Consider the following 19,585-nt stretch of genomic DNA (forward strand, 5'->3'; position numbering starts at 1 on the left):
ATCATGCATAGAATGTGGCAATCATTCGACGGCAACAGGATCCTGACTGCGCTCGCGGTCTTCCTGTTCGTCCTCGCACTTCTCATCCACTTCATCCTGTTGAGCACAAATCGCTACAACTGGCTGGAGCCCCCTATGCCGGCAGCTGCACCTGCGGCGGTTGCTGCGGCATCGGCGATTACACCCTGACTTAAGGGTAATGCCAGTGTGTCGCCTTGCCAGGCGATGAGGGCGGACCTGTGGGACCGGTTTTCACCGGTCCGCCCCTTTCACTGGATGCATGAGAACAAACGAGTCCCCGCATACGGGGAATAATCATTCACGCTCGCCGCACCTATCGCGGCGGCGAACGAAGGAGTCTGGCAATGGCGCTCTTGAGCTTCGAGAGAAAATATCGCGTCAGAGGCGGAACATTGGTCGGCGGGGATCTGTTCGATTTCTGGGTCGGGCCATTTTATGTCGGCTTCTTCGGGATCACGACGCTGTTCTTCGCCTCGCTCGGCACTGCGCTCATCTTCTATGGTGCATCGCAGGGCGGAACCTGGAACCCCTGGCTGATCAGCATCGCGCCGCCGGACCTGAAATACGGGCTTGGCCTCGCACCGCTGAAAGAAGGGGGCTTGTGGCAGATCATCACGGTCTGCGCGATCGGCGCGTTCGTCAGCTGGGCGCTGCGCGAGGTGGAAATCTGCCGAAAGCTGGGCATGGGCTATCATGTGCCCGTCGCCTTCGGCTTCGCGATCTTCGCCTATGTGACGCTGGTGGTGTTCCGCCCGTTCCTGCTGGGCGCCTGGGGACATGGCTTCCCCTATGGCATCTTCAGCCATCTCGACTGGGTGTCGAACGTCGGCTACCAGTATCTGCACTTCCACTACAACCCGGCGCACATGCTCGCCGTGTCGTTCTTCTTCACCACCACGCTCGCGCTTTCGATGCACGGCGCGCTGGTCCTTTCGGCCACCAACCCGGCCAAGGGTGAGGAAGTGAAATCACCCGAATATGAAGACACCTTCTTCCGCGACCTGATCGGCTATTCGGTCGGCACGCTCGGCATTCACCGCGTGGGCCTGCTGCTGGCGCTGAACGCCGGGTTCTGGAGCGCTGTGTGCATCATCATATCCGGACCGTTCTGGACCCGCGGCTGGCCCGAATGGTGGACGTGGTGGCTCAACCTGCCGATCTGGATGTGAGAGGGGTAATCACCATGGCAAGCTACCAAAATATCTTCACCCAGGTCCAGTTGCGCGGGCATCCCGAAATGGGGATGCCGCACAAGGACGACAGCGAACCGCGCATCCCGCTTACCGCCTATAGCTACTGGATGGGCAAGCTGGGCCAGGCGCAGCTCGGGCCGCTCTATCTCGGCAAGCTGGGTCTCGCATCGCTGCTCTTCGGCAGCCTGTCGATCGCGATCATGGGTCTCAACATGCTGGCTTCGGTCAACTGGAACCCCAATCGCTTCCTCAAGGAATTCTTCTGGCTGGCGCTCGAACCGCCGGGTCCGGAATGGGGCTTCTCGGTCTATGTGCCGCTGGCCGAGGGCGGCTGGTGGATCATCGCGGGCTTCTTCCTGACCGCCTCGATCCTGCTCTGGTGGGCCCGCACCTATCTCCGCGCCAAGGCGCTGGGCATGGGAACGCACATCGCCTGGGCCTTTGCGAGCGCAATCTGGCTGTATCTGGTGCTCGGCATCATCCGCCCGTTCCTGCTCGGCAGCTGGTCGGAAGCCGTGCCCTTCGGCATCTTCCCGCACCTCGATTGGACCGCGGCTTTCTCGATCCGTTACGGCAACCTGTTCTACAATCCGTTCCACGCGCTTTCGATCGCCTTCCTCTATGGCTCCACCTTGCTTTTTGCGATGCACGGCGCCACAATTCTGGCTGTGGGTCGCTATGGTGGCGAGCGCGAGATCGAACAGATCTACGATCGCGGAACGGCCAGCGAACGCGCCGGACTGTTCTGGCGCTGGACCATGGGCTTCAATGCCACCATGGAATCGATCCATCGTTGGGCCTGGTGGTTTGCGGTGCTGACCACACTTACCGGCGGCATCGGCATCCTGCTCACCGGCACGGTTGTCGATAACTGGTATCTCTGGGCTCAGGAGCATGGTTTTGCGCCTGCCTATCCCGATACCGGTGTTGTTGATCCGAGCACGAGTTTCGTCGCACCGGCTCCGGTGCCGGCGGAACCGAGCCTGATGGCTGCGGACCCTGGCGCTGCTGCGCCTGCGGCCCCCAGCCCGGCAGAAGGGAACTGACAGCCATGTTGACCCTATCCAAACTCACCACCATGGGAGCGCTGGCCGTGGCCGCGCTCTCGCTCGGGGCCTGTGACATCGGCCCCAAGACCTCCGAACAGGGCGGTTTCCGGGGAACCGGCATCGCCCAGATCAGCGATCCTGACAACAAGATCGATCCCGGCACCGTTCCGCCGCCTCCCTATGAGCTTCCGCCCCCATCGGGTCCGAAGGCAAGCGAGGTGTATCAGAACGTCAAGGTGCTGGGTCATGTCAGCCAGGAAGAGTTCGACTATACCATGGCGGCGATCACCCAGTGGATCGTTCCGGCCGACGCCCCGCCTGAACAGGCCGGGTGCAACTACTGCCACAATGCCGAAAATCTGGCCGACGACAGCAAATATACCAAGGTTGTCGCGCGCCGGATGATCCAGATGACGCAGAACATCAACCAGAACTATTCGGACCACGTCAAGAAGACCGGCGTGACCTGCTATACCTGCCATCGCGGCAATGCGGTGCCGAAATATGTCTGGACCGATCCCAAGCCCAGCGACGGGCGTCTGATGGGCAACAAGCGTGGCCAGAACACGCCCAGCCCGGTGACCGCCTATGCCTCGCTGCCACTGAGCACGGCGAGCATGTATCTGGGGCTCGATGCCAAGGCGGCGCGGGTGCAATCGAAGACGATCCACCCCACGACGCTTAACCTCAAGGGCACCAAGGATGCGGAAGCCAATTACGCGATCATGATGCACCTGTCGCGATCGCTGAACGTCAACTGCACCTATTGCCACAACAGCCGTGCCTTTGCGCAATGGGGCCAGTCGAGCCCGCAGCGCGCCCAGGCCTGGTACGGCCTGCAGATGGTCAAGAATGCCAATCAGGAATATATCCACCCGCTGACCAGCGTGTTCCCGGCCAACCGGCTCGGACCGCAGGGGGATCCGTACAAGACCAACTGCGCCACCTGCCACCAGATCCAGCGCAAACCGCTGGGCGGGGCGCAGATGGCCAAGGACTATCCGGCCCTGCTGACGCTCGGACCCAAGGGAGCTGTGCCTGGCGCAGCGCCTGCCGGTGCGGCTCCGGCCATGCCCGGCATGGTAGCGCCTGCTCCGGCAGCGGCGGCGGCAGCGCCTGCTGCGGCTGGGAACTGACCTGATGAAATCCTCCCCCAGCTTGCTGGGGGAGGGGGACCGCCCGCGAAGCGGGTGGTGGAGGGGCAGCGGGATAGCCTATAGCTTCCGCGACATGCCATACCGTTTCCCCTCCACCCCCGACCTGCGGTCGGCGGTCCCCCTCCCCGAGACAAGCTCGGGGAGGATTTCGTTTTCTTGAACGGCCATCTCATGCACCTGTTCGAAGCCCTGGTTGTCCTCCACGTCATCTGCGGGGCAACCGGGCTGATCGCGTTCTGGGTGCCCATCGCCTCGCGCAAGGGCGGCGCGGCGCATCGCAAATGGGGGCGGGTGGCGACGCTCGCCTTTATCGGGGCAGGCATATTGGCCATCGCGATGGCGCTGCTGTCGCTCTACGGGCCGGAAGAGCGGCTGCCGATGATCACCGACCGGGTGCTGTTCGACGGGCTGTTCGGCTGGATGATGCTCTATCTCGGCATGCTGACCATCGGCTTTGCGGTCTATGGCCTCGCCGTCGTCCGCCACCGCGCCAACCGCGCGGCGCTGCGCGCGCCACATTATCTCGCGCTGTTCGGCGCGGTGATCGCCTCCGCCGCCTGGTGCGGCTATTACGGGCTGATAATCGCGCAACCGCTGATGGCCGCGCTCGCCGTGGTCGGGCTGACTGCGGTGGCGACGCAGCTCTTCTATGTCTGGCGGCCCAGCGCCCCGCCGCGTGCGCATGTGCCCGAACATTTCCGCGCGCTGCTCGGCATGGGGATTTCGGCCTATACCGCCTTCCTCTCGGTCGGGCTGATCCGGCTGGTGCCCGATCATGTCTTCAATCCGCTGATCTGGGCGGTGCCGAGCGTCATCGGGGTGAGCCTGATCATCCGCTACACGCTCGCTCACCGCCCGCGCGCGGGCAGCGGGACCAGGTCCGTGCAGCGGCGGCAGGCCTAGGGGAGCGCGCGCATGAAAGACTGGATCGTCAACAATCTGGGCATCATCGAGATGCTGATGTCAGGCGTGCTGGTGCTCGGCTTCTGCGCCTGGCAGTATTGGAGCGTCAGTCGGCCTGACAAAGGGGAATAGGGCGCGCGGGGGTTTCCTGTTCAACCTCCGCTCAGCCTGAGCGTGTCGATGGTCCCGCGCCAGGAGTTGCAATATGCTCCTCGTCATTCCCGCGAACGCGGGAATCCCGCTTGATCTTTGGCGGCTGCGCAAAAAGCGGGACCCCCGCCTGCGCGGGGGTGACGGGAGTCATATCGTAACCATCAGCGCGGGGCCTTCGACAGGCTCAGGCTGAGCGCGGGGGGGCATCTGGCTCAAAAGGACCGCTGCCCCCTTACCGCTCCTTCTTCTTCGTCGGCGCGTTGAAATCCGCAGGCTTGCCCGCGACCCAGGTCAGGAACTTCGCGATCTCCGGATGGTCGCGCAAAGCCTCGACGTCCTCGCCGATCCGCCCCAGCTCGGCATTGGTGAAATGCGCGTGGATGGTGCGGTGGCAGATCGGGTGAACCGCGACGCGCGCCTTGCCGCCTTTCGATTTGGGCACCGGATGGTGCCATTCGATCAGCTCGCCGAGATCGCGCCCGCACAGCCAGCACGGCTCGGGCGGCGGTGCAGCGGCTTCGTCCTCTTCCTCTTCCCAGGCGCGGCGTTTGGGCATCAGCGCATCAATCCGCGGTCGGGCCGTTGCCGGGGCCGAGCAGATCGATGACCGCGGTCACCATCGCCTCGGTCGCCAGTGTGATCGATTCGCGCGGCATGACCTTGAAGAACGGGCTGTGATGCGCCGGCAGCGTCAGCTTGCCCGCCCTGGCAGCGTCGATATCCGCCTGCGGGGTGCCGCCGACGTTGAAGTACAGCCCCGGCACATCGGTATTGGGCGCGACGAAATAGGCGAAATCCTCCGCGCCCATGCCGGTCTGCGGCTCGCTGGTCAGCAGCGCGGCCTCGCCAAAGCGCTTGGCGAAGGTCTTGGTGATCCGTTCGGTCAGCGGCTTGTCGTTGACCGTCACCGGGGTCGATTCGAAGCCGACCTTCACCTGGGGCAGCTTGTCTTCGGGCAGGCCGTTCAAGCGCCCGACATTCTCGGCAATGCGCTTGATCCCGTCGAGCAGCTTCTGGCGCACCGCATTGTCGTTCGACCGGACGGTGAGCTGCAGCTCGGCCTTGTCCGAAATGATGTTGTGCTTGAAGCCAGAATGGAACGAGCCGACCGTCACCACGCCAGCCTCGAGCGGCGAGATCTCGCGCGAGACCAGGGTCTGCAGCGCCATCACGATCTCCGCGCCCATTACGATCGGGTCCTTGCCCATGTGCGGATAGGCGCCGTGCGTGCCGACGCCGAAAATGGTGATGTCGACCGAATCCGAAGACGAGGCGGTGAGCCCTGGCTGGATCTCGATCTTGCCCGTGGGCGTCCCGGCGGAGACGTGGAAGGCCAGCGCGTAATCGGGCTTGGGGAACCGGGTGTACAGGCCGTCCTGCATCATCTTGGCCGCGCCGCCGATCCGCTCTTCCGCCGGTTGCGCGACGAACACCACGGTGCCCTTCCACTGGTCCTTCATCGCGGCGAGGCGGCGCGCGGTGCCGATCATCGAGGTGATGTGCGTGTCGTGCCCGCACGCGTGCATCACCGGCTTTTCGGTGCCGTCGATATCGACTTGGCGGACCTTTGAGGCATAGGGCAGGCCGCTATCCTCGGCGAGCGGCAGGCCGTCCATATCGGCGCGCACCATGATCACCGGGCCGTCGCCATTCTTCATGATGCCGACCACGCCGGTCACGCCGACGCCCTCGGTAACCGTGGCACCGGCGGCGCGCAGTTCGGCCGCGATGATCTTTGCGGTGCGCGTTTCCTTGAACGACAGTTCGGGATTGGCGTGGAAATCGAGGAACAGCTTTTCGAGCTTCGCGTCATAATCGCTCGCCACCGCCTTGCCGAGCGCATCCTGCGCCTGCGCCGGTGCGAAGAGCGCGAGTGCCATCGCGCTGCCGATCAGGCCGAAAGCCGTTGCTCTGTTCATCGATTTCCCCTTTTTCCCCAAGGCGTTCCTGCGCCGTTCGCGCGACTATAGCGCCTGCGATCGCGGAATCTATCGTCATTCCCGCGCAGGCGGGAATCCCGCTTCTCCAACAGAGTTGTAGCGAAGCGGAATCCCCGCCTGCGCGGGGGTTACGATATTCATGAAGAGTGAAAGATCGCGGTGATCAATCCGCCGGACCCACCTTGAACGCGCAAAGCTTGTTGCCGTCAAGGTCGCGGAAATAGGCACCGTAAAAGGCCTGGTCGCCCTCGGGGCCGCGCAGACCCGGTTCGCCCTCGCAGGTGCCGCCGAGTTCGAGCGCCTTGGCGTGCAGCATGTCGACCTTGGAGCGCGCATCCATGGCCAGAGCGATCATCATGCCGTTGCCAACGGTCGCCGGCTCGCCATTATAGGGCCGGGTGATGGCGATGCCCGGCGTGCCCCAGGCGGTGCCGAACAGCGTGAAGCCGTTCTCTTCCATCCGCATCAGCTCGCTGCCGCCCAGCGCGCCGACCAGCCCTGCATAGAAAGCGCGCGCCTTGTCGAGATCGTTGGATCCGACGGTAACATATCCGATCATGTGGTGTCTCCTGCTCGCCCGGCCCGACTCCGGCCAGTTGCAGATCGCAACCTATCATGGACATGTGTCGAGGCAATGACCTATCGGGTAATCTTCCGCATTTCCCGTGCTGATCCGTACAACACCTTCACCGCTTGCCCGGTTGACCCACAAACCTGCGCGCAGCCCATAGGCCTCGCCCGGATGGCCGATCCACACCGATCCATCGGGCTTCTCGATCCGCTGCACGCCGAGTCCGAAGGCCTGGAAATAGCCGCGATCGTCATCGCCATTGCTGCCATCGAAGCGCCATTGCGCGCGGGTGAGTTCGGCGAAGGACTCCGGGGTGAGCAGCCCGTCGCCGCCGTTCAGCAGCATCTGGCCCAGCCGCGCGAGGCCACCGGCGGAAATGCGCATGCCGCCCTGCGGGCTGAAGGCCGATCCGTTTCTGCCCGGCGCATAAAGCTCGATATCGCATCGACCATCGCTCGTGGGCACATAGGCGCACTGGTCGGGCGCGCCAATCCAGTCATCGCGCGCGATCGTACCATCGGGATTGTAGAGCGTGATCGCGGTCTTGGCCGCGCCCGGCTTGCAGCCCGACCAGTTGTAGCAGGCGGGGATGGCGAGCGGATCGAACACCTCTTCGGCCATGATCCGGTCGAAGCGCTTGCCGCTCGCCGCCTCCATCACCGCAGCGATGACGGGAAAGTTGACATTGGCATAGCGGAAATAGGCGCCGGGGGCATGGGTCGCATCCCAGGCTTCGGGCTTGGCGAGCAGATCGGCGAGGCTGGCATCGAGCGGGATGAAATAGCCTGCATCATCCTTCAGCCCCGACTGGTGCGACAGCAACAGTCGCAGCGTGATCTTCTGCGCCGGGAACCCCGGATGCACGACCCGCCAGCCGAGATAGAGCGACACGTCGCGGTCGAGATCGAGCACCGCCTTGTCGACCAGCCGCATCACCGCGACGCCCACCGCAAGCTTCGAGATCGAAGCGATGCGCACCGGATCGTCGAGCGTTGCCTCGCGCATGCTCGGGCGGTGGGCAAGGCCGGTGACCTTGCCGCGATCGAGCCGGTCAGCGGTGAATTTCAGCGCGATGCGGACATTCTCATCGGTCTGCGCGGTGGCTGGGACGCTGAGGGCAGCCACTACCATGACAGCCAGCACCGTCATTCCCGCGAAGGCGGGAATCCCGCTTTTGCGCCAAAGCTGCTTCAGGAAGCGGGACCCCCGCGTGCGCGGGGGTGACGGAAGCAAGAACATGGCTCGAAAGATCAGGCCTTGCATTCGCCGATGCGCTTGGCGCTGTTCTTCGCCTTGATCGTCATCGATCCGGTCTGCGGCGACTGCATGACCATGTCCATCTGCATGTCATAGGTGGTGCCGGTGAAGGTGCCGCTGAGCTTGATATTGCCTTGCTGGCCCGCTTCCTTGCCCTTGCACTCGATATCGGCATCGATCTTGCCGCCCGAAAGATTGAACTTCTTGTAGGTGCACTCGTCATTCTCGGCCCCGGCGAGGAAGTCCGCCCCCGGCTTCTTCGCCTGTTCCTCGGTCAGGCAGTTCTTGGTGGTCTGGACCTGGCCCACCATCTGCTTGACGATCGCGCCGGTCATGCCCTTGGCTTCGGGGGGCAGCTTGCTCTCGTCGAACTTCACGTCGACGATCTCGACCTTGTTCTCCCATTCGCCGGGGCTGAACTTGATCGATTCGGCTTCCTTGGCGACCTCTTCCTTGCTGATCTTGCCGTCGCCGTCCTTGTCGGCACCACCGCCGCTGCAGGCGGCCAGCGCGAGCAGCGGCAGGGCGAGGATCGAAACAGTCTGCATCTTCATGGGGAATTCTCCATAGGGGGTTTGTGGATGCGCGACCGCATTGTCCTTGAGTGCCAGACCCTAAAGAGCCCGTCCAACCAATGCAATCGCATCGCCACCCTTGCGCCGGTGCCGCTCGCTCCGCATATCTCGCATCATGGCTGAACTGGTAATCCGACGCGGGCTGGAAGAGCCGCAAACCGATGGCACGTTCGTGCCGCACAAGCCGCAGCGGCCCGAAAAGGCCGAGGGCGGGCGGCGGTTCAAGCTGGTCAGCGATTACACCCCTTCGGGCGACCAGCCCACCGCGATCAAGGAACTGGTCGAGGGCATCAAGGCGCAGGACCGCGACCAGGTGCTGCTCGGCGTCACCGGATCGGGCAAGACCTTCACCATGGCGCAGGTGATCGAGCAGACGCAGCGTCCCGCGCTGATCCTCGCGCCGAACAAGATCCTCGCCGCGCAGCTTTATGGCGAGTTCAAGAGCTTCTTCCCCGAAAACGCGGTCGAATATTTCGTCAGCTATTACGATTATTACCAGCCCGAAGCCTATGTGCCGCGCAGCGACACCTATATCGAGAAGGAATCGAGCGTAAACGAGGCGATCGACCGGATGCGCCACTCCGCGACCCGGTCGCTGCTCGAGCGCGACGATGTGATCATCGTCGCCTCGGTGTCGTGCATCTACGGCATCGGTTCGGTCGAGACCTATTCGGCGATGATCTTCGACATCAAGGCGGGCGAGAGCGTCGACCAGCGCGAGCTGATCCGCAAGCTGGTCGCGCTTCAGTACAAGCGCAACGATGCCAGCTTCACCCGCGGCAATTTCCGCGTCCGCGGCGATACGCTTGAACTCTTCCCCTCGCATTACGAGGATGTCGCCTGGCGCATCTCGTTCTTCGGCGACGAGGTGGAATCGATCGCCGAGTTCGATCCCTTGACCGGCAAGCCCGGCGCGAAGCTGGCGCAAGTGCGCGTCTATGCGAATTCGCACTATGTGACGCCTGGCCCGACGATGCAGCAGGCCGCGGCCGCGATCCGGTTCGAGTTGACCGAGCGGCTGAAGGAACTGGAGGCCGAAGGGCGGCTGCTCGAGGCGCAGCGGCTCGAGCAGCGCACCAATTTCGACCTCGAGATGATCGCGGCAACGGGCAGCTGCGCTGGCATCGAGAACTATTCGCGCTTCCTCACCGGGCGCCTGCCGGGCGAGCCGCCGCCGACCCTGTTCGAATATCTGCCCGAAAACGCGCTACTGTTCATCGACGAAAGCCACCAGACCGTTCCGCAGATCGGCGCGATGGCGCGCGGCGACCACCGGCGCAAGCTGACGCTCGCCGAATATGGCTTCCGCCTGCCCAGCTGTATCGACAACCGCCCGCTGCGCTTCAACGAATGGGACGCGATGCGCCCGCAGACGGTCAGCGTCTCGGCGACGCCCGGTAACTGGGAGATGGAGCAGACCGGCGGCGTGTTCGCCGAGCAGGTCATCCGCCCCACTGGCCTGATCGACCCGCCGGTCGAGATCAAGCCGGTCGAGGAGCAGGTCGACGACCTGATCAATGAGTGCAAGAAGGTCGCCGCCGCGGGATACCGCACGCTCGTCACCACGCTCACCAAGCGCATGGCCGAGGACCTGACCGAGTACATGCACGAGGCCGGGATCAAGGTCCGCTACATGCACTCGGACGTCGAGACGCTCGAGCGCATCGAACTGATCCGCGACCTTCGGATGGGTGTCTATGACGTGCTGATCGGCATCAACCTGCTGCGCGAGGGGCTCGACATTCCCGAATGCGGGCTGGTCGCGATCCTCGATGCCGACAAGGAAGGGTTCCTGCGCTCCGAAACCTCGCTGATCCAGACGATCGGCCGCGCCGCGCGCAATGTCGAAGGTCGCGTGATCCTCTATGCCGACCGCATCACCGGCAGCATGGAGCGCGCGCTCAACGAGACCAACCGCCGCCGCGAGAAGCAGATTGCGTACAATACCGAACACGGCATCACGCCGACCACGATCAAGCGCAATATCGGCGACATCATCGCGCATGTCGCGAGCAAGGACAGCGTGCTGGTCGACACCGGCGTCGACGACCGCCCGCACATGGTCGGCCACAATCTGCGCGCCTATATCGAGGACCTCGAAAAGAAGATGCGCGCCGCCGCTGCCGATCTGGAATTCGAGGAAGCAGGAAGGCTGCGCGACGAGATCCGCAAGCTGGAGGCGGAGGAGCTGGGGCTCCCGGTGGAGCAGCGCGTCGCCGCGCCCAAAGGACGGGCGACCGAGGGCAAGCCGGGGACGCGAAAAATGCGTTACGGGAAAACGCAGCGGAAGTTTTGAGGGGTTTTGGGCGCTGAAAAAGCCCAATGGCGACACCATCAGCGATGACGCATAAGCTTGGCTTTCCGGAGCAGTACCGATGACCAGGCCTAACGACGGATCGATTGACAAAAACCCGCCTGTCCTTTATAAAGGACAGCAATTCAGCGTTACGCAGACCGAACAGTTTGCAGCCTGGCTTAAGGCGTTGCGCGATCTTGAAGGGCGGGCAAGAATCCTGAAGCGGCTGCGCAGGCTGGCCGATGGACATTTCGGCGACTGCAAGGCTGTGGGCGAAGGCGTGTCGGAGCTCCGCATGTTCTTCGGCCCCGGTTACCGCGCATATTTCACGATGGTGGGCGACACGGTGGTGTTGCTGCTGGTCGGCGGAGACAAGGACAGCCAGCCGCGCGATATTGCACTGGCTCGTAAGCTCGCGAAAGAGGTGCTTAGTGATGGTGGAGACCAGGACGTTTGATCCCGCAGAGTTTCTGACCAGCGAAGACGATGTTGTCCGCTATCTCAACGTCTGGATGGAAGATGGCACCCCACAGGAAATTGCCCGGGCGCTGGGGGATGTGGCGCGATCCAAGGGCATGACCGAGATCGCCAAGCGCACCGGGCTTGGCCGTCAGGCGCTCTACAATGCGCTGTCAGAGAACGGCAATCCGACGCTCGAAACGCTGATGGCCGTGCTGTCCGCCCTTGGTCTCCGCCTCTCGGTGACGCGCGACGCCGCCTGACCGCTATTGCCATCGCCGCCGAAACGCGGCACGCATCGTTCCAGCGGGTCGCACCGTGGCCCCGTGCATTTCGGCGGGGCAAGACTGATCGGACGTCCTGCATGGTTTCTTCCCTTTTCTCCCGCCCCCTTGTTGGCGCTGCAGCCCTTGGCGCGCTGGCTACCCCGGCGCATGCCCAGACCCTGTCCGACAAGGACGGGTATGACTCGCTGCTGAGCTGCGCGGCGTTCTTTTCGGCGGCTGCAGCGGTAACCGAGGACGACAAGAAAACCAGCGGCGAGGCGACCGAGCTGGCGACGGCGTTCATGACCGGCGCGGTGCTGCTGGCGCCGGGCGGTGACAGCGCCAAGGCGGAAAAGGCGCTCGAGGAACAGGCGCAGATATTTGCGGTGGCGATGGTCGCCGATGACAAGGCAATGGCCAAGGATCTCGAAGGTCTGGCCGACAATTGTGGGACGCTGGGCGAGCAATATCTGCCCGAAGTGCTGGCGCGCGCGGGCGAGTAACGCTCGGCCTCAGCCGGGCAGCGCGGTCAGCGTGTCCACGGTCAGCACCTGCGGCAGGATCACCGGCTCCTGGCCCGGCGCATACCAGACATAGAGCGGTACGCCCGATCGGCCCTGCGCCTCGAGATAGCGGCTGATCTCGGCATCGCGCCGCGTCCAGTCGCCTTCGAGCACCACGACGCCCGCTTTCCTGAACGCCGCTGCGGTCGCCTCGCGCTGGATCGCGGCGGCCTCGTTCGCCTTGCAGGTGATGCACCAGTCGGCGGTGAAATAGGCGAAGACGGGTTTGCCATCGGCGCGCAATTCGGCGAGCTTCGCCTCGCTGAACGGCTGGGCGGGAAGCGTCGCGTCGGCAGTGCGGGCCGAGGCGGACGGCGCGGCATCGATCGGCAGCGCGGCGATCGCCGCGACCGCAACGGCCAGCGAGGGGGCGAGTGCGATCCAGCCGCTCTTGCCCGCGCTCTGCCGCGCGCCCAGCCACCACAGCAGCAGCGCCAGCGCCATCGCGGCGGCCAGCCCGAAAAGGACCCCGCTATTGCCTGTCTGCTGGCCGAGCAGCCAGACCAGCGCTAGCGCAGTTAAGAACATCGGCACCGCCATGATCCGGCGGAAGGCACTCATCCAGGCACCCGGGCGGGGCATTATCCGGCGCAAGGCGGGAACGAAACCGATCGCGAGAAAGGGCAGTGCCAGGCCGAGCCCCAGCCCGGCAAAGACCAGCAGCGCGGCGGGCCAGGGCAGCACCAGCGCGGTGCCCATCGCGGCGGCCATGAACGGCGCGGTGCACGGCGTCGCGACAAAGGCTGCGAGCGCGCCGGTCCAGAATGATCCTGCCGCGCCCTGTTTCTGCGTCAGGCTGCCCCCCGCTGAGACAGTGCCGAACTCGAACAGTCCGGCAAGGTTGAACGATATGGCAGTGACCAGCAGCAGCAGCGCGAGGATGATGCGCGGGTCCTGCAGCTGGAATGCCCAGCCGATCTGCTCTCCGCCTGCGCGGAGCGCCAGCAGCAGTCCGCCCAGCGCGAGGCACACCAGCACGATGCCCGCGGTATAGGCGAGCGCATCGCGCCGCGCCGCGCGTTCGTCGCCGCCCGCCTTGGCGAGGCTGATCGCCTTGAGGCTGAGGATCGGGAAGACGCAGGGCATGATGTTGAGCAGCAGCCCGCCCAGCAGCGCGCCGCCCAGCGCGGTGGCGAGCAGCGCGAGCATGTCGCCTTCGGCTGTTGTGTTACCGGCGGCGCTTTCGATCCGCGTGCCGCCGGGGGCAACCGTGCCGGGCTTCGCCACCAGATCGAGCCCCATATTCTCGCCGATGCGCAGCACGCCGCCGATTTCCGCAGCGTCACTGCCCGCGACCTCGGTCTCGACGATCAGCCGGTCACCGTCGCGGAAAAAGCTCTGCGGCGCGCGATAACTGAGCGCCTTGTCGGTGCGCGCGAAAAAATGCGGGGCGTCGATTGCGCCAGCGGCGGGAAAGGGGATGGCGATGCGCAGGATCTTGCCGTCGCGCGCAAAGGTCGCTTCGGAGCCGAGCGGCGCGGGCAGACGCTGCCGCCACGCGTCGAAGCGGGCGCGCGCGGCCTTGTCGATGCCGTTCTTGCCGACGGTGAGGCGCGTGGTCAGCGTCGCGCTCTCGGGCACGCAGATCTCGTCGGTGCACGCCAGCCAGTCGGCCCTGACGCTGATCGGCAATACCGTGCCGGGGGTGAGCGTGGGATCGAGCTTTAGCGCGACCAGCGGCGCATAGGGGCCTTCATAGACATGGTTCATCAGCCCCGCGATGATCAGCGTCTGCGGCACGGGGTAGCGCAGCGGGCCGACGGAAACGCCCTTGGGCAGCGTCCATTCGAGCGTCATGCCAAGCCCGGCATCGCCCGGATTTTCCCAATATCCGTGCCAGCCCTTTTTGGGCGTCATGGCAAAGGCGAGATCGACCGTGCTGCCAGGCGCAGGATCGGCGCTCTCGGCGACCAGCGATGCGGCGATGTTGTTCGGCCCGCGCTGGAGCGGCTGGGCTGCAGCGGGCAGGGTAAGAGCCAGCAGGAAGATAGCCCAAAGGGTCCGGAAAACAGCCAGCATCATCGCCGCCATGTAGAGGGTTTGCGGGCCAAAACCAATGGCCGTTCGGCGAACGTTTCGCTTTGCGGAACCCGGCGGTTACCGCTGATCGTAGGCACTCAAGCCCTTGCCCAACCGGTTTTCGCCCAGAGGGATGCGGTCACGGCTCCAGTTGGCGACGAACCAGGTGGCGCGATCGACGCCGGGGGCAAGACTCGCATCATTGCCGTAGATCTGTAGCCCCGCGGAGCTGTAGCTGCGACCTTCGGCGGCGACAGCGATAAAGGCCGACCAGTTTTCCTTGTTCTGACCCTGGACGAAGATGTTGCGGGTGATCTCGCCGCTCGCGCCGCCAGGCAGGTCGATCATGTAGTTGGTGCCATTGCCCTGGCTGTCGTCGAAGCTCGAGTCGGTGATCGACACCTGCGCAGCGCGGCTCTTCACATAATGGCCGCCCTGGCCGCGTTCGAAGCGCGAGCGGGTGACGGTGAGCGATCCGTAATCGCCGATATAGATCGAATGCGCGCAATCCGACGCGCAGATGCCGAGGCCCGAAAAGCTCGACTTGTCGATGACGATCCGTCCCCCCGGATTCTGAGCCGTGAGAATGCCCTGCTGGCTGTTGCGGAACAGGCTGTTGAACACGCTGAGATCGCCCCATTCCAGCCTGATGCCGGCGCCGTTCTCATCGGGCACGCCGATATTCTGGAAGATCAGCCCCTCGACCCGTGCGCTGCGGCCGCGCAGCACCAGCGTCGCCTTGCCTTCGCACACACCGCCGTCGAAGATCGCGGTGCCCGGGGTGGCGGCGCGATAGGTGATATTGCCGGCCTCCTGCACCGCGCAATCGCGCCAGATGCCGGGTGCGACCTCGATCGTGCCGGTGCCGCCGCCGATCTTGTTCACGGCATCGGACAGCGAGCGATAGGTCTTGCCGGTCTCGGCGATGCGATAGGGCATGGGACGCTGCTGTTGCGCGAAAAGGGGCAGGGCACTGATCAGGGCCAGCGCGGCGACAAGGATGATGCGAAGCGTGGTCATGCCCAATGTCATACCATGCTCGTTGGGAAATGCCGGGTTTTAGAGGGTTAACGCGGGCGCCGTCCCGTCACGGCACAGGCGCGGGTTCATCGGTTACCGGCTCCGCCTCGCCTTCCGTCTTGTGCCTGCGCCCGTAGACCAGGTCGAACAGTGGCGAGGCCATGAAGGTCGTCACGATCGCCATGATCACCAGCATCGAGAACAGCGCCGGGCCAATGATCCCGCGCTGCAGGCCGATATTGATGATGATCAGCTCCATCATCCCGCGCGCGTTCATCAGCGCACCGATCGCCATGGCGGTGGCATTGTCCTGCCCGGTTATGCGTGCGGCGGCATAGCAGGCGACCCCCTTGGCCAGGATCGAGGCCGCCAGAATGCCCATCGCGATCGCGAGCAGCTCGGCATTGTTGACCACGGTCAGCTGCGTGTTCAGCCCCGAATAGGCGAAGAACATGGGGATCAGCAGCACCATGATGATCGGTTCGAGCTGGCGCTGCAATTCGCTCGACAGCATTCCGCGGGGCATGCAGATGCCGAGCAGGAAACCGCCCAGCACCGCGTGGATGCCGATATAATCCATGGCAAAGGCGGCGAGCATGAACAGCACGAGCACGGCGGCGAGCATCGAGTGCGTCACCTTGCCGTTGCGTTCGGTGATGCGGCCGAGCGGCGCGAGCAGCCTGCGCCCGAAAATCAGCATGAACGCCGCAAAGCTCGCCCCGCCGGCAATTGCCTTGATTGCGACGCCCGGCCCGTCGCCGAAGCTTGCCAGCACGATCGCGAGCACCGTCCAGGCGGCGGCATCGTCGATGGCGCCGGCAGAAAGGGTCAGGCTGCCGAGCTTGGTGTCGGTGAGTCCCCGTTCGTGGATGATGCGCGCGAGCATCGGGAAGGCGGTGATCGCAATGCACGCGCCGAGGAACAGCGTCGCCTGGAACTGGTTGACGTCGCTGGCGAACAGGCCGGGGACGTTCTGCAGCCGGGGTGCAAGCAGCATCGCGACGATGAACGGCACAGCCATGCCGGTGAAGGAAACCGCTGCCGCACTGCCGATCTGCGCGCGGAAATGGTCGGAGCGAAAGCCAAGGCCGACCAGGAACATGTACAGCCCCACGCCGAGCTGCGCGCAGACGAACAGCACGTTCTTGGTCTCGGGCGGGAAGATCGCGGCCTGAAGGTCGGGCAGGAAAAAGCCGAACAGTGACGGGCCGAGCAGCACGCCCGCCATCATCTCGCCCACCACCTGGGGCTGGCCGAGCCAGCGCCGCACCGCATAGCCGACAAGCCGGCAGGTGCCGATGATCAGCGCCATCTGCACGAAGAAATATGCGCTGAGTTCAGACGGTGTCACGCGCCGATGCCCCTCCCGCAAACCCCTCGCAGCGGGACTTGCGGCGGGAGTTTGCGGTTTAGCGGTCCAGAGTCAATCGCTTGCGATCAATCCAGATTGGGACGCAGCCAGCGCCGCGCGGTGTCGAGATCGACCCCGCGCCGTGTCGCATAGTCGGCAAGCTGGTCCTCGCCGATCCGCGCGACGCCGAAATAGGCGCTTTCCGGATGACCGAAATAGAAGCCGCTCACCGCCGCCGTCGGCAGCATGGCAAAGCTTTCGGTCAGCGTAATGCCGGTGGCGTCGGTGGCCTTGAGCAGGTCGAACAAAACCGGCTTCTGGCTGTGATCGGGACAGGCGGGATAGCCCGGTGCCGGGCGGATGCCGCGATATTGTTCCTTGATCAGCGCCTCGTTGGTGAGCTGCTCGCCCTGGGCATAGCCCCAGAGCGTCGTGCGGACATATTGGTGCAGCCGCTCGGCAAAGGCCTCGGCCAGGCGGTCGGCGAGCGCTTTCAGCAGGATGTCGTTATAATCGTCATGTGCCGCCTTGAAGCGTTCCAGATGCTCGTCGATACCATGGCCTGCAGTGACCGCGAAGCCGCCGATCCAGTCGCCCGCCGGATCGATGAAATCGGCGAGGCACATATTGGCACGGCCCTCGCGCTTGGCGATCTGCTGGCGCAGGAAGGGCATGCGGATTTCCTGGCCATAGGCATGGATGAAAACATCGTCGCCATCGCGCTGGCAGGGCCACAGGCCGACCACGCCCTTGGCGGTCAGCCATTTCTCGGCGATGATCTTGTCGAGCATCGCATTGGCATCGGCGAACAGCGAGGTCGCGCTCTCGCCGACGATCTCGTCCTCGAGGATCGCGGGGAAATTGCCCGCCAGCTCCCAGGCGCGGAAGAACGGCGTCCAGTCGATGCATTCGCGCAGGTCCGCCAGGTCCCAGTCCTCGAACACATGGACGCCGGGCTGCGCCGGGGCGGGCGGCTTCTGGCTCATGTCGGCGACGAACGCATTGGCACGCGCGACCTCGATCGGCGACAGGTCGTTCTGCCCCTTGTTCGATCGCGCCAGGCGCACCGCCTCATATTCCTCTGCCACCTTGGCGATGAACGGCGCGGCCAGCGTCCCGCTGACCAGGTTGGAGGCAACGCCGACCGCGCGGCTGGCGTCGAGCACATGCACCACCGGGCCTTCATAGGCGGGCGCGATGCGCAGCGCGGTGTGCACCTTGGAGGTGGTCGCGCCGCCGATCAGCAGCGGAATGCGCATTCCGGCCTTCTGCATTTCCTCGGCCACGGTCACCATTTCGTCGAGCGAGGGGGTGATGAGGCCCGACAGGCCGATAATGTCCGCCTGGTTGTCGTTCGCAGCCTTGAGGATGTCGTGCCAGGGCACCATCACGCCAAGGTCGACGACCTCGTATCCGTTGCACTGCAGCACCACGCCGACGATGTTCTTGCCGATGTCATGCACATCGCCCTTCACCGTCGCCATGATGATCCGGCCCTTGCCCTTGGCATTGGGGTCCTTCTCGGCCTCGATATAGGGGAAGAGGTGCGCCACGGCCTTCTTCATCACGCGCGCGGACTTGACCACCTGCGGCAGGAACATCTTGCCCTCGCCGAACAGGTCGCCGACGACGTTCATGCCGTCCATCAGCGGACCTTCAATCACCTCGATCGGGCGCGCCGCGGCGAGCCGGGCTTCCTCGGTATCCTCGACGATATGCGCGTCGATGCCCTTGACCAAAGCATGCTCGAGCCGCTTGACCACCGGCCAGCTGCGCCATTCGGCGGCTTCCTTCTCGGCCTTTTCGTCCTTGCCGCGAAAGGTCTCGGCGAGCGTGATCAGCTTTTCGGTCGCGTCCTCGGTGCGGTCCCAGATCACGTCCTCGCACGCTTCGCGCAGCACCGGATCGATATCGTCATAGATATCGAGCTGGCCGGCATTGACGATGCCCATGTCCATGCCCGCCTTGATTGCGTGGTACAGGAACACGCTGTGCATCGCGCGGCGCACCGGCTCGTTGCCGCGGAAGCTGAACGACAGGTTCGACACGCCGCCCGAGATGTGCACGTGCGGGCAGCGCTGCTTGATGTCGCGGCAGGCCTCGATAAAGTCGATCGCATAGCGGCGATGTTCGTCGATGCCGGTGGCGACTGCGAAGATATTGGGGTCGAAGATGATGTCCTCGGGCGGGAAGCCGATGCCGGTGAGCAGCTTGTAGGCGCGCTCGCAGATCTCGACCTTACGCTCCCGGGTATCGGCCTGGCCGACCTCGTCGAATGCCATGACGACGACGGCGGCGCCATAATCCATGCAGATGCGCGCGTGCTTGAGGAATTCCTCCTCGCCTTCCTTCATGCTGATCGAATTGACGATCGGCTTGCCCGAGACGCATTTCAGCCCGGCCTCGATCACCGACCATTTGGACGAATCGATCATGAACGGCACGCGCGCGATATCAGGCTCGGCGGCGATCAGCTTCAGGTAGCGCGTCATTGCGGCGTGCGCGTCGAGCAGGCCTTCGTCCATGTTGATGTCGATGATCTGCGCGCCGTTCTCGACCTGCTGGCGCGCGACCTCGACCGCCTCTTCATAGCGGTCTTCCATGATCAGCTTCTTGAACTTGGCCGATCCGGTAACGTTGGTGCGCTCGCCGATATTGACGAACTGGGCCGTAGAAGGGGTGGGGGACTGGGTCATTTTTTCGCTTTCGCCCTCTCCCCTGAGGGGAGAGGGTTGGGAGAGGGGAACATGCGGAGAGGGTCGTGCCGTGCCCCTCTCCCTTCGCCGCTACGC

Annotated in this window: 18 protein-coding genes; 9 read left to right on the top strand and 9 right to left on the bottom strand. The window is 64.4% G+C overall.

The features are described 5' to 3' along the window. Positions 1-3 precede the first annotated feature (3 nt). From pufA to FG486_RS08250, 5 genes are all read left to right on the top strand, one after another. Positions 4-189 carry a light-harvesting antenna LH1, alpha subunit gene (gene pufA, locus FG486_RS08230; RefSeq protein WP_023839308.1) on the top strand — a complete coding sequence of 62 codons (186 nt, stop codon included), beginning with the start codon at positions 4-6 and terminating at the stop codon, positions 187-189. 176 nt (positions 190-365) lie between these two features. Further along, positions 366-1,190: a photosynthetic reaction center subunit L gene (gene pufL / locus FG486_RS08235; RefSeq protein WP_023839309.1), complete on the top strand. Its 825-nt coding sequence runs from the start codon at positions 366-368 to the stop codon at positions 1,188-1,190. Positions 1,191-1,204: 14 nt separating this feature from the next. After that, complete coding sequence (gene pufM / locus FG486_RS08240; protein WP_066279956.1) at positions 1,205-2,260, top strand: photosynthetic reaction center subunit M; 1,056 nt, start codon at positions 1,205-1,207, stop codon at positions 2,258-2,260. 5 nt (positions 2,261-2,265) lie between these two features. Next, positions 2,266-3,399 (top strand): photosynthetic reaction center cytochrome PufC, encoded by a 1,134-nt coding sequence (gene pufC, locus FG486_RS08245; RefSeq protein ID WP_181267192.1) that lies wholly within the window; start codon positions 2,266-2,268, stop codon positions 3,397-3,399. A 177-nt stretch (positions 3,400-3,576) separates the two neighbouring features. Next, entirely contained in the window at positions 3,577-4,323 is a 747-nt protein-coding gene (locus tag FG486_RS08250; RefSeq protein WP_241695662.1) for a hypothetical protein, read from the top strand. A gap of 385 nt (positions 4,324-4,708) precedes the next feature. Here the strand turns inward: FG486_RS08250 and FG486_RS08255 are convergent, their stop codons facing one another. The 5 genes from FG486_RS08255 to FG486_RS08275 all read right to left on the bottom strand — a co-directional run bounded on the left by FG486_RS08255 (position 4,709) and on the right by FG486_RS08275 (position 8,798). Beyond that, positions 4,709-5,032: an HNH endonuclease gene (locus FG486_RS08255; RefSeq protein ID WP_181267193.1), complete on the bottom strand. Its 324-nt coding sequence runs from the start codon at positions 5,030-5,032 to the stop codon at positions 4,709-4,711. Positions 5,033-5,039: 7 nt separating this feature from the next. Then, entirely contained in the window at positions 5,040-6,395 is a 1,356-nt protein-coding gene (locus FG486_RS08260; RefSeq protein ID WP_181267194.1) for an amidohydrolase, read from the bottom strand. Positions 6,396-6,579: 184 nt separating this feature from the next. Then, positions 6,580-6,975 carry a VOC family protein gene (locus FG486_RS08265; protein ID WP_181267195.1) on the bottom strand — a complete coding sequence of 132 codons (396 nt, stop codon included), beginning with the start codon at positions 6,973-6,975 and terminating at the stop codon, positions 6,580-6,582. A 54-nt stretch (positions 6,976-7,029) separates the two neighbouring features. Further along, positions 7,030-8,118: a serine hydrolase domain-containing protein gene (locus FG486_RS08270; RefSeq protein ID WP_181267196.1), complete on the bottom strand. Its 1,089-nt coding sequence runs from the start codon at positions 8,116-8,118 to the stop codon at positions 7,030-7,032. Positions 8,119-8,237: 119 nt separating this feature from the next. After that, positions 8,238-8,798, bottom strand: coding sequence for a DUF3617 domain-containing protein (locus FG486_RS08275; protein WP_181267197.1), 561 nt, complete (start codon positions 8,796-8,798; stop codon positions 8,238-8,240). Positions 8,799-8,934: 136 nt separating this feature from the next. Between FG486_RS08275 and uvrB the strand changes: the two genes are divergently transcribed. From uvrB to FG486_RS08295, 4 genes are all read left to right on the top strand, one after another. Then, positions 8,935-11,115: an excinuclease ABC subunit UvrB gene (gene uvrB, locus FG486_RS08280; protein WP_181267198.1), complete on the top strand. Its 2,181-nt coding sequence runs from the start codon at positions 8,935-8,937 to the stop codon at positions 11,113-11,115. A 79-nt stretch (positions 11,116-11,194) separates the two neighbouring features. Next, positions 11,195-11,572 carry a type II toxin-antitoxin system RelE/ParE family toxin gene (locus tag FG486_RS08285; protein ID WP_082751047.1) on the top strand — a complete coding sequence of 126 codons (378 nt, stop codon included), beginning with the start codon at positions 11,195-11,197 and terminating at the stop codon, positions 11,570-11,572. Then, positions 11,550-11,837 carry an addiction module antidote protein gene (locus tag FG486_RS08290; protein ID WP_066279930.1) on the top strand — a complete coding sequence of 96 codons (288 nt, stop codon included), beginning with the start codon at positions 11,550-11,552 and terminating at the stop codon, positions 11,835-11,837. Before FG486_RS08285 ends, FG486_RS08290 begins: the two co-directional genes overlap by 23 nt. 101 nt (positions 11,838-11,938) lie before the next feature. Continuing rightward, positions 11,939-12,343: a hypothetical protein gene (locus tag FG486_RS08295; RefSeq protein ID WP_181267199.1), complete on the top strand. Its 405-nt coding sequence runs from the start codon at positions 11,939-11,941 to the stop codon at positions 12,341-12,343. A gap of 9 nt (positions 12,344-12,352) precedes the next feature. Here the strand turns inward: FG486_RS08295 and FG486_RS08300 are convergent, their stop codons facing one another. The 4 genes from FG486_RS08300 to metH all read right to left on the bottom strand — a co-directional run bounded on the left by FG486_RS08300 (position 12,353) and on the right by metH (position 19,489). Continuing rightward, a complete protein-coding gene (locus FG486_RS08300) occupies positions 12,353-14,425 on the bottom strand; it encodes a protein-disulfide reductase DsbD family protein (protein ID WP_181267200.1) in 2,073 nt (690 codons plus the stop codon). 75 nt (positions 14,426-14,500) lie between these two features. Next, entirely contained in the window at positions 14,501-15,442 is a 942-nt protein-coding gene (locus FG486_RS08305; RefSeq protein ID WP_181267201.1) for a right-handed parallel beta-helix repeat-containing protein, read from the bottom strand. Positions 15,443-15,509: 67 nt separating this feature from the next. Beyond that, a complete protein-coding gene (locus FG486_RS08310; RefSeq protein WP_066279913.1) occupies positions 15,510-16,793 on the bottom strand; it encodes a cation:proton antiporter in 1,284 nt (427 codons plus the stop codon). 86 nt (positions 16,794-16,879) lie between these two features. Then, complete coding sequence (metH, locus tag FG486_RS08315) at positions 16,880-19,489, bottom strand: methionine synthase (protein ID WP_181267202.1); 2,610 nt, start codon at positions 19,487-19,489, stop codon at positions 16,880-16,882. Positions 19,490-19,585: the final 96 nt, after the last annotated feature.

Origin of the sequence: Blastomonas ursincola (assembly GCF_013607875.1) — a bacterium.
GTDB lineage: Bacteria > Pseudomonadota > Alphaproteobacteria > Sphingomonadales > Sphingomonadaceae > Blastomonas > Blastomonas ursincola.

What these genes read in the sequence shown, in the direction of transcription:
- pufA (WP_023839308.1), top strand. Translation starts at nt 4, where the DNA reads ATGCATAGAATGTGGCAATCATTCGACGGCAACAGGATCCTGACTGCG.
- pufL (WP_023839309.1), top strand. Translation starts at nt 366, where the DNA reads ATGGCGCTCTTGAGCTTCGAGAGAAAATATCGCGTCAGAGGCGGAACA.
- pufM (WP_066279956.1), top strand. Translation starts at nt 1,205, where the DNA reads ATGGCAAGCTACCAAAATATCTTCACCCAGGTCCAGTTGCGCGGGCAT.
- pufC (WP_181267192.1), top strand. Translation starts at nt 2,266, where the DNA reads ATGTTGACCCTATCCAAACTCACCACCATGGGAGCGCTGGCCGTGGCC.
- FG486_RS08255 (WP_181267193.1), bottom strand. Translation starts at nt 5,032, where the DNA reads ATGCCCAAACGCCGCGCCTGGGAAGAGGAAGAGGACGAAGCCGCTGCA.
- FG486_RS08260 (WP_181267194.1), bottom strand. Translation starts at nt 6,395, where the DNA reads ATGAACAGAGCAACGGCTTTCGGCCTGATCGGCAGCGCGATGGCACTC.
- FG486_RS08265 (WP_181267195.1), bottom strand. Translation starts at nt 6,975, where the DNA reads ATGATCGGATATGTTACCGTCGGATCCAACGATCTCGACAAGGCGCGC.
- FG486_RS08270 (WP_181267196.1), bottom strand. Translation starts at nt 8,118, where the DNA reads ATGGTAGTGGCTGCCCTCAGCGTCCCAGCCACCGCGCAGACCGATGAG.
- FG486_RS08275 (WP_181267197.1), bottom strand. Translation starts at nt 8,798, where the DNA reads ATGAAGATGCAGACTGTTTCGATCCTCGCCCTGCCGCTGCTCGCGCTG.
- uvrB (WP_181267198.1), top strand. Translation starts at nt 8,935, where the DNA reads ATGGCTGAACTGGTAATCCGACGCGGGCTGGAAGAGCCGCAAACCGAT.
- FG486_RS08285 (WP_082751047.1), top strand. Translation starts at nt 11,195, where the DNA reads ATGACCAGGCCTAACGACGGATCGATTGACAAAAACCCGCCTGTCCTT.
- FG486_RS08290 (WP_066279930.1), top strand. Translation starts at nt 11,550, where the DNA reads ATGGTGGAGACCAGGACGTTTGATCCCGCAGAGTTTCTGACCAGCGAA.
- FG486_RS08295 (WP_181267199.1), top strand. Translation starts at nt 11,939, where the DNA reads ATGGTTTCTTCCCTTTTCTCCCGCCCCCTTGTTGGCGCTGCAGCCCTT.
- FG486_RS08300 (WP_181267200.1), bottom strand. Translation starts at nt 14,425, where the DNA reads ATGATGCTGGCTGTTTTCCGGACCCTTTGGGCTATCTTCCTGCTGGCT.
- FG486_RS08305 (WP_181267201.1), bottom strand. Translation starts at nt 15,442, where the DNA reads ATGACCACGCTTCGCATCATCCTTGTCGCCGCGCTGGCCCTGATCAGT.
- metH (WP_181267202.1), bottom strand. Translation starts at nt 19,489, where the DNA reads ATGACCCAGTCCCCCACCCCTTCTACGGCCCAGTTCGTCAATATCGGC.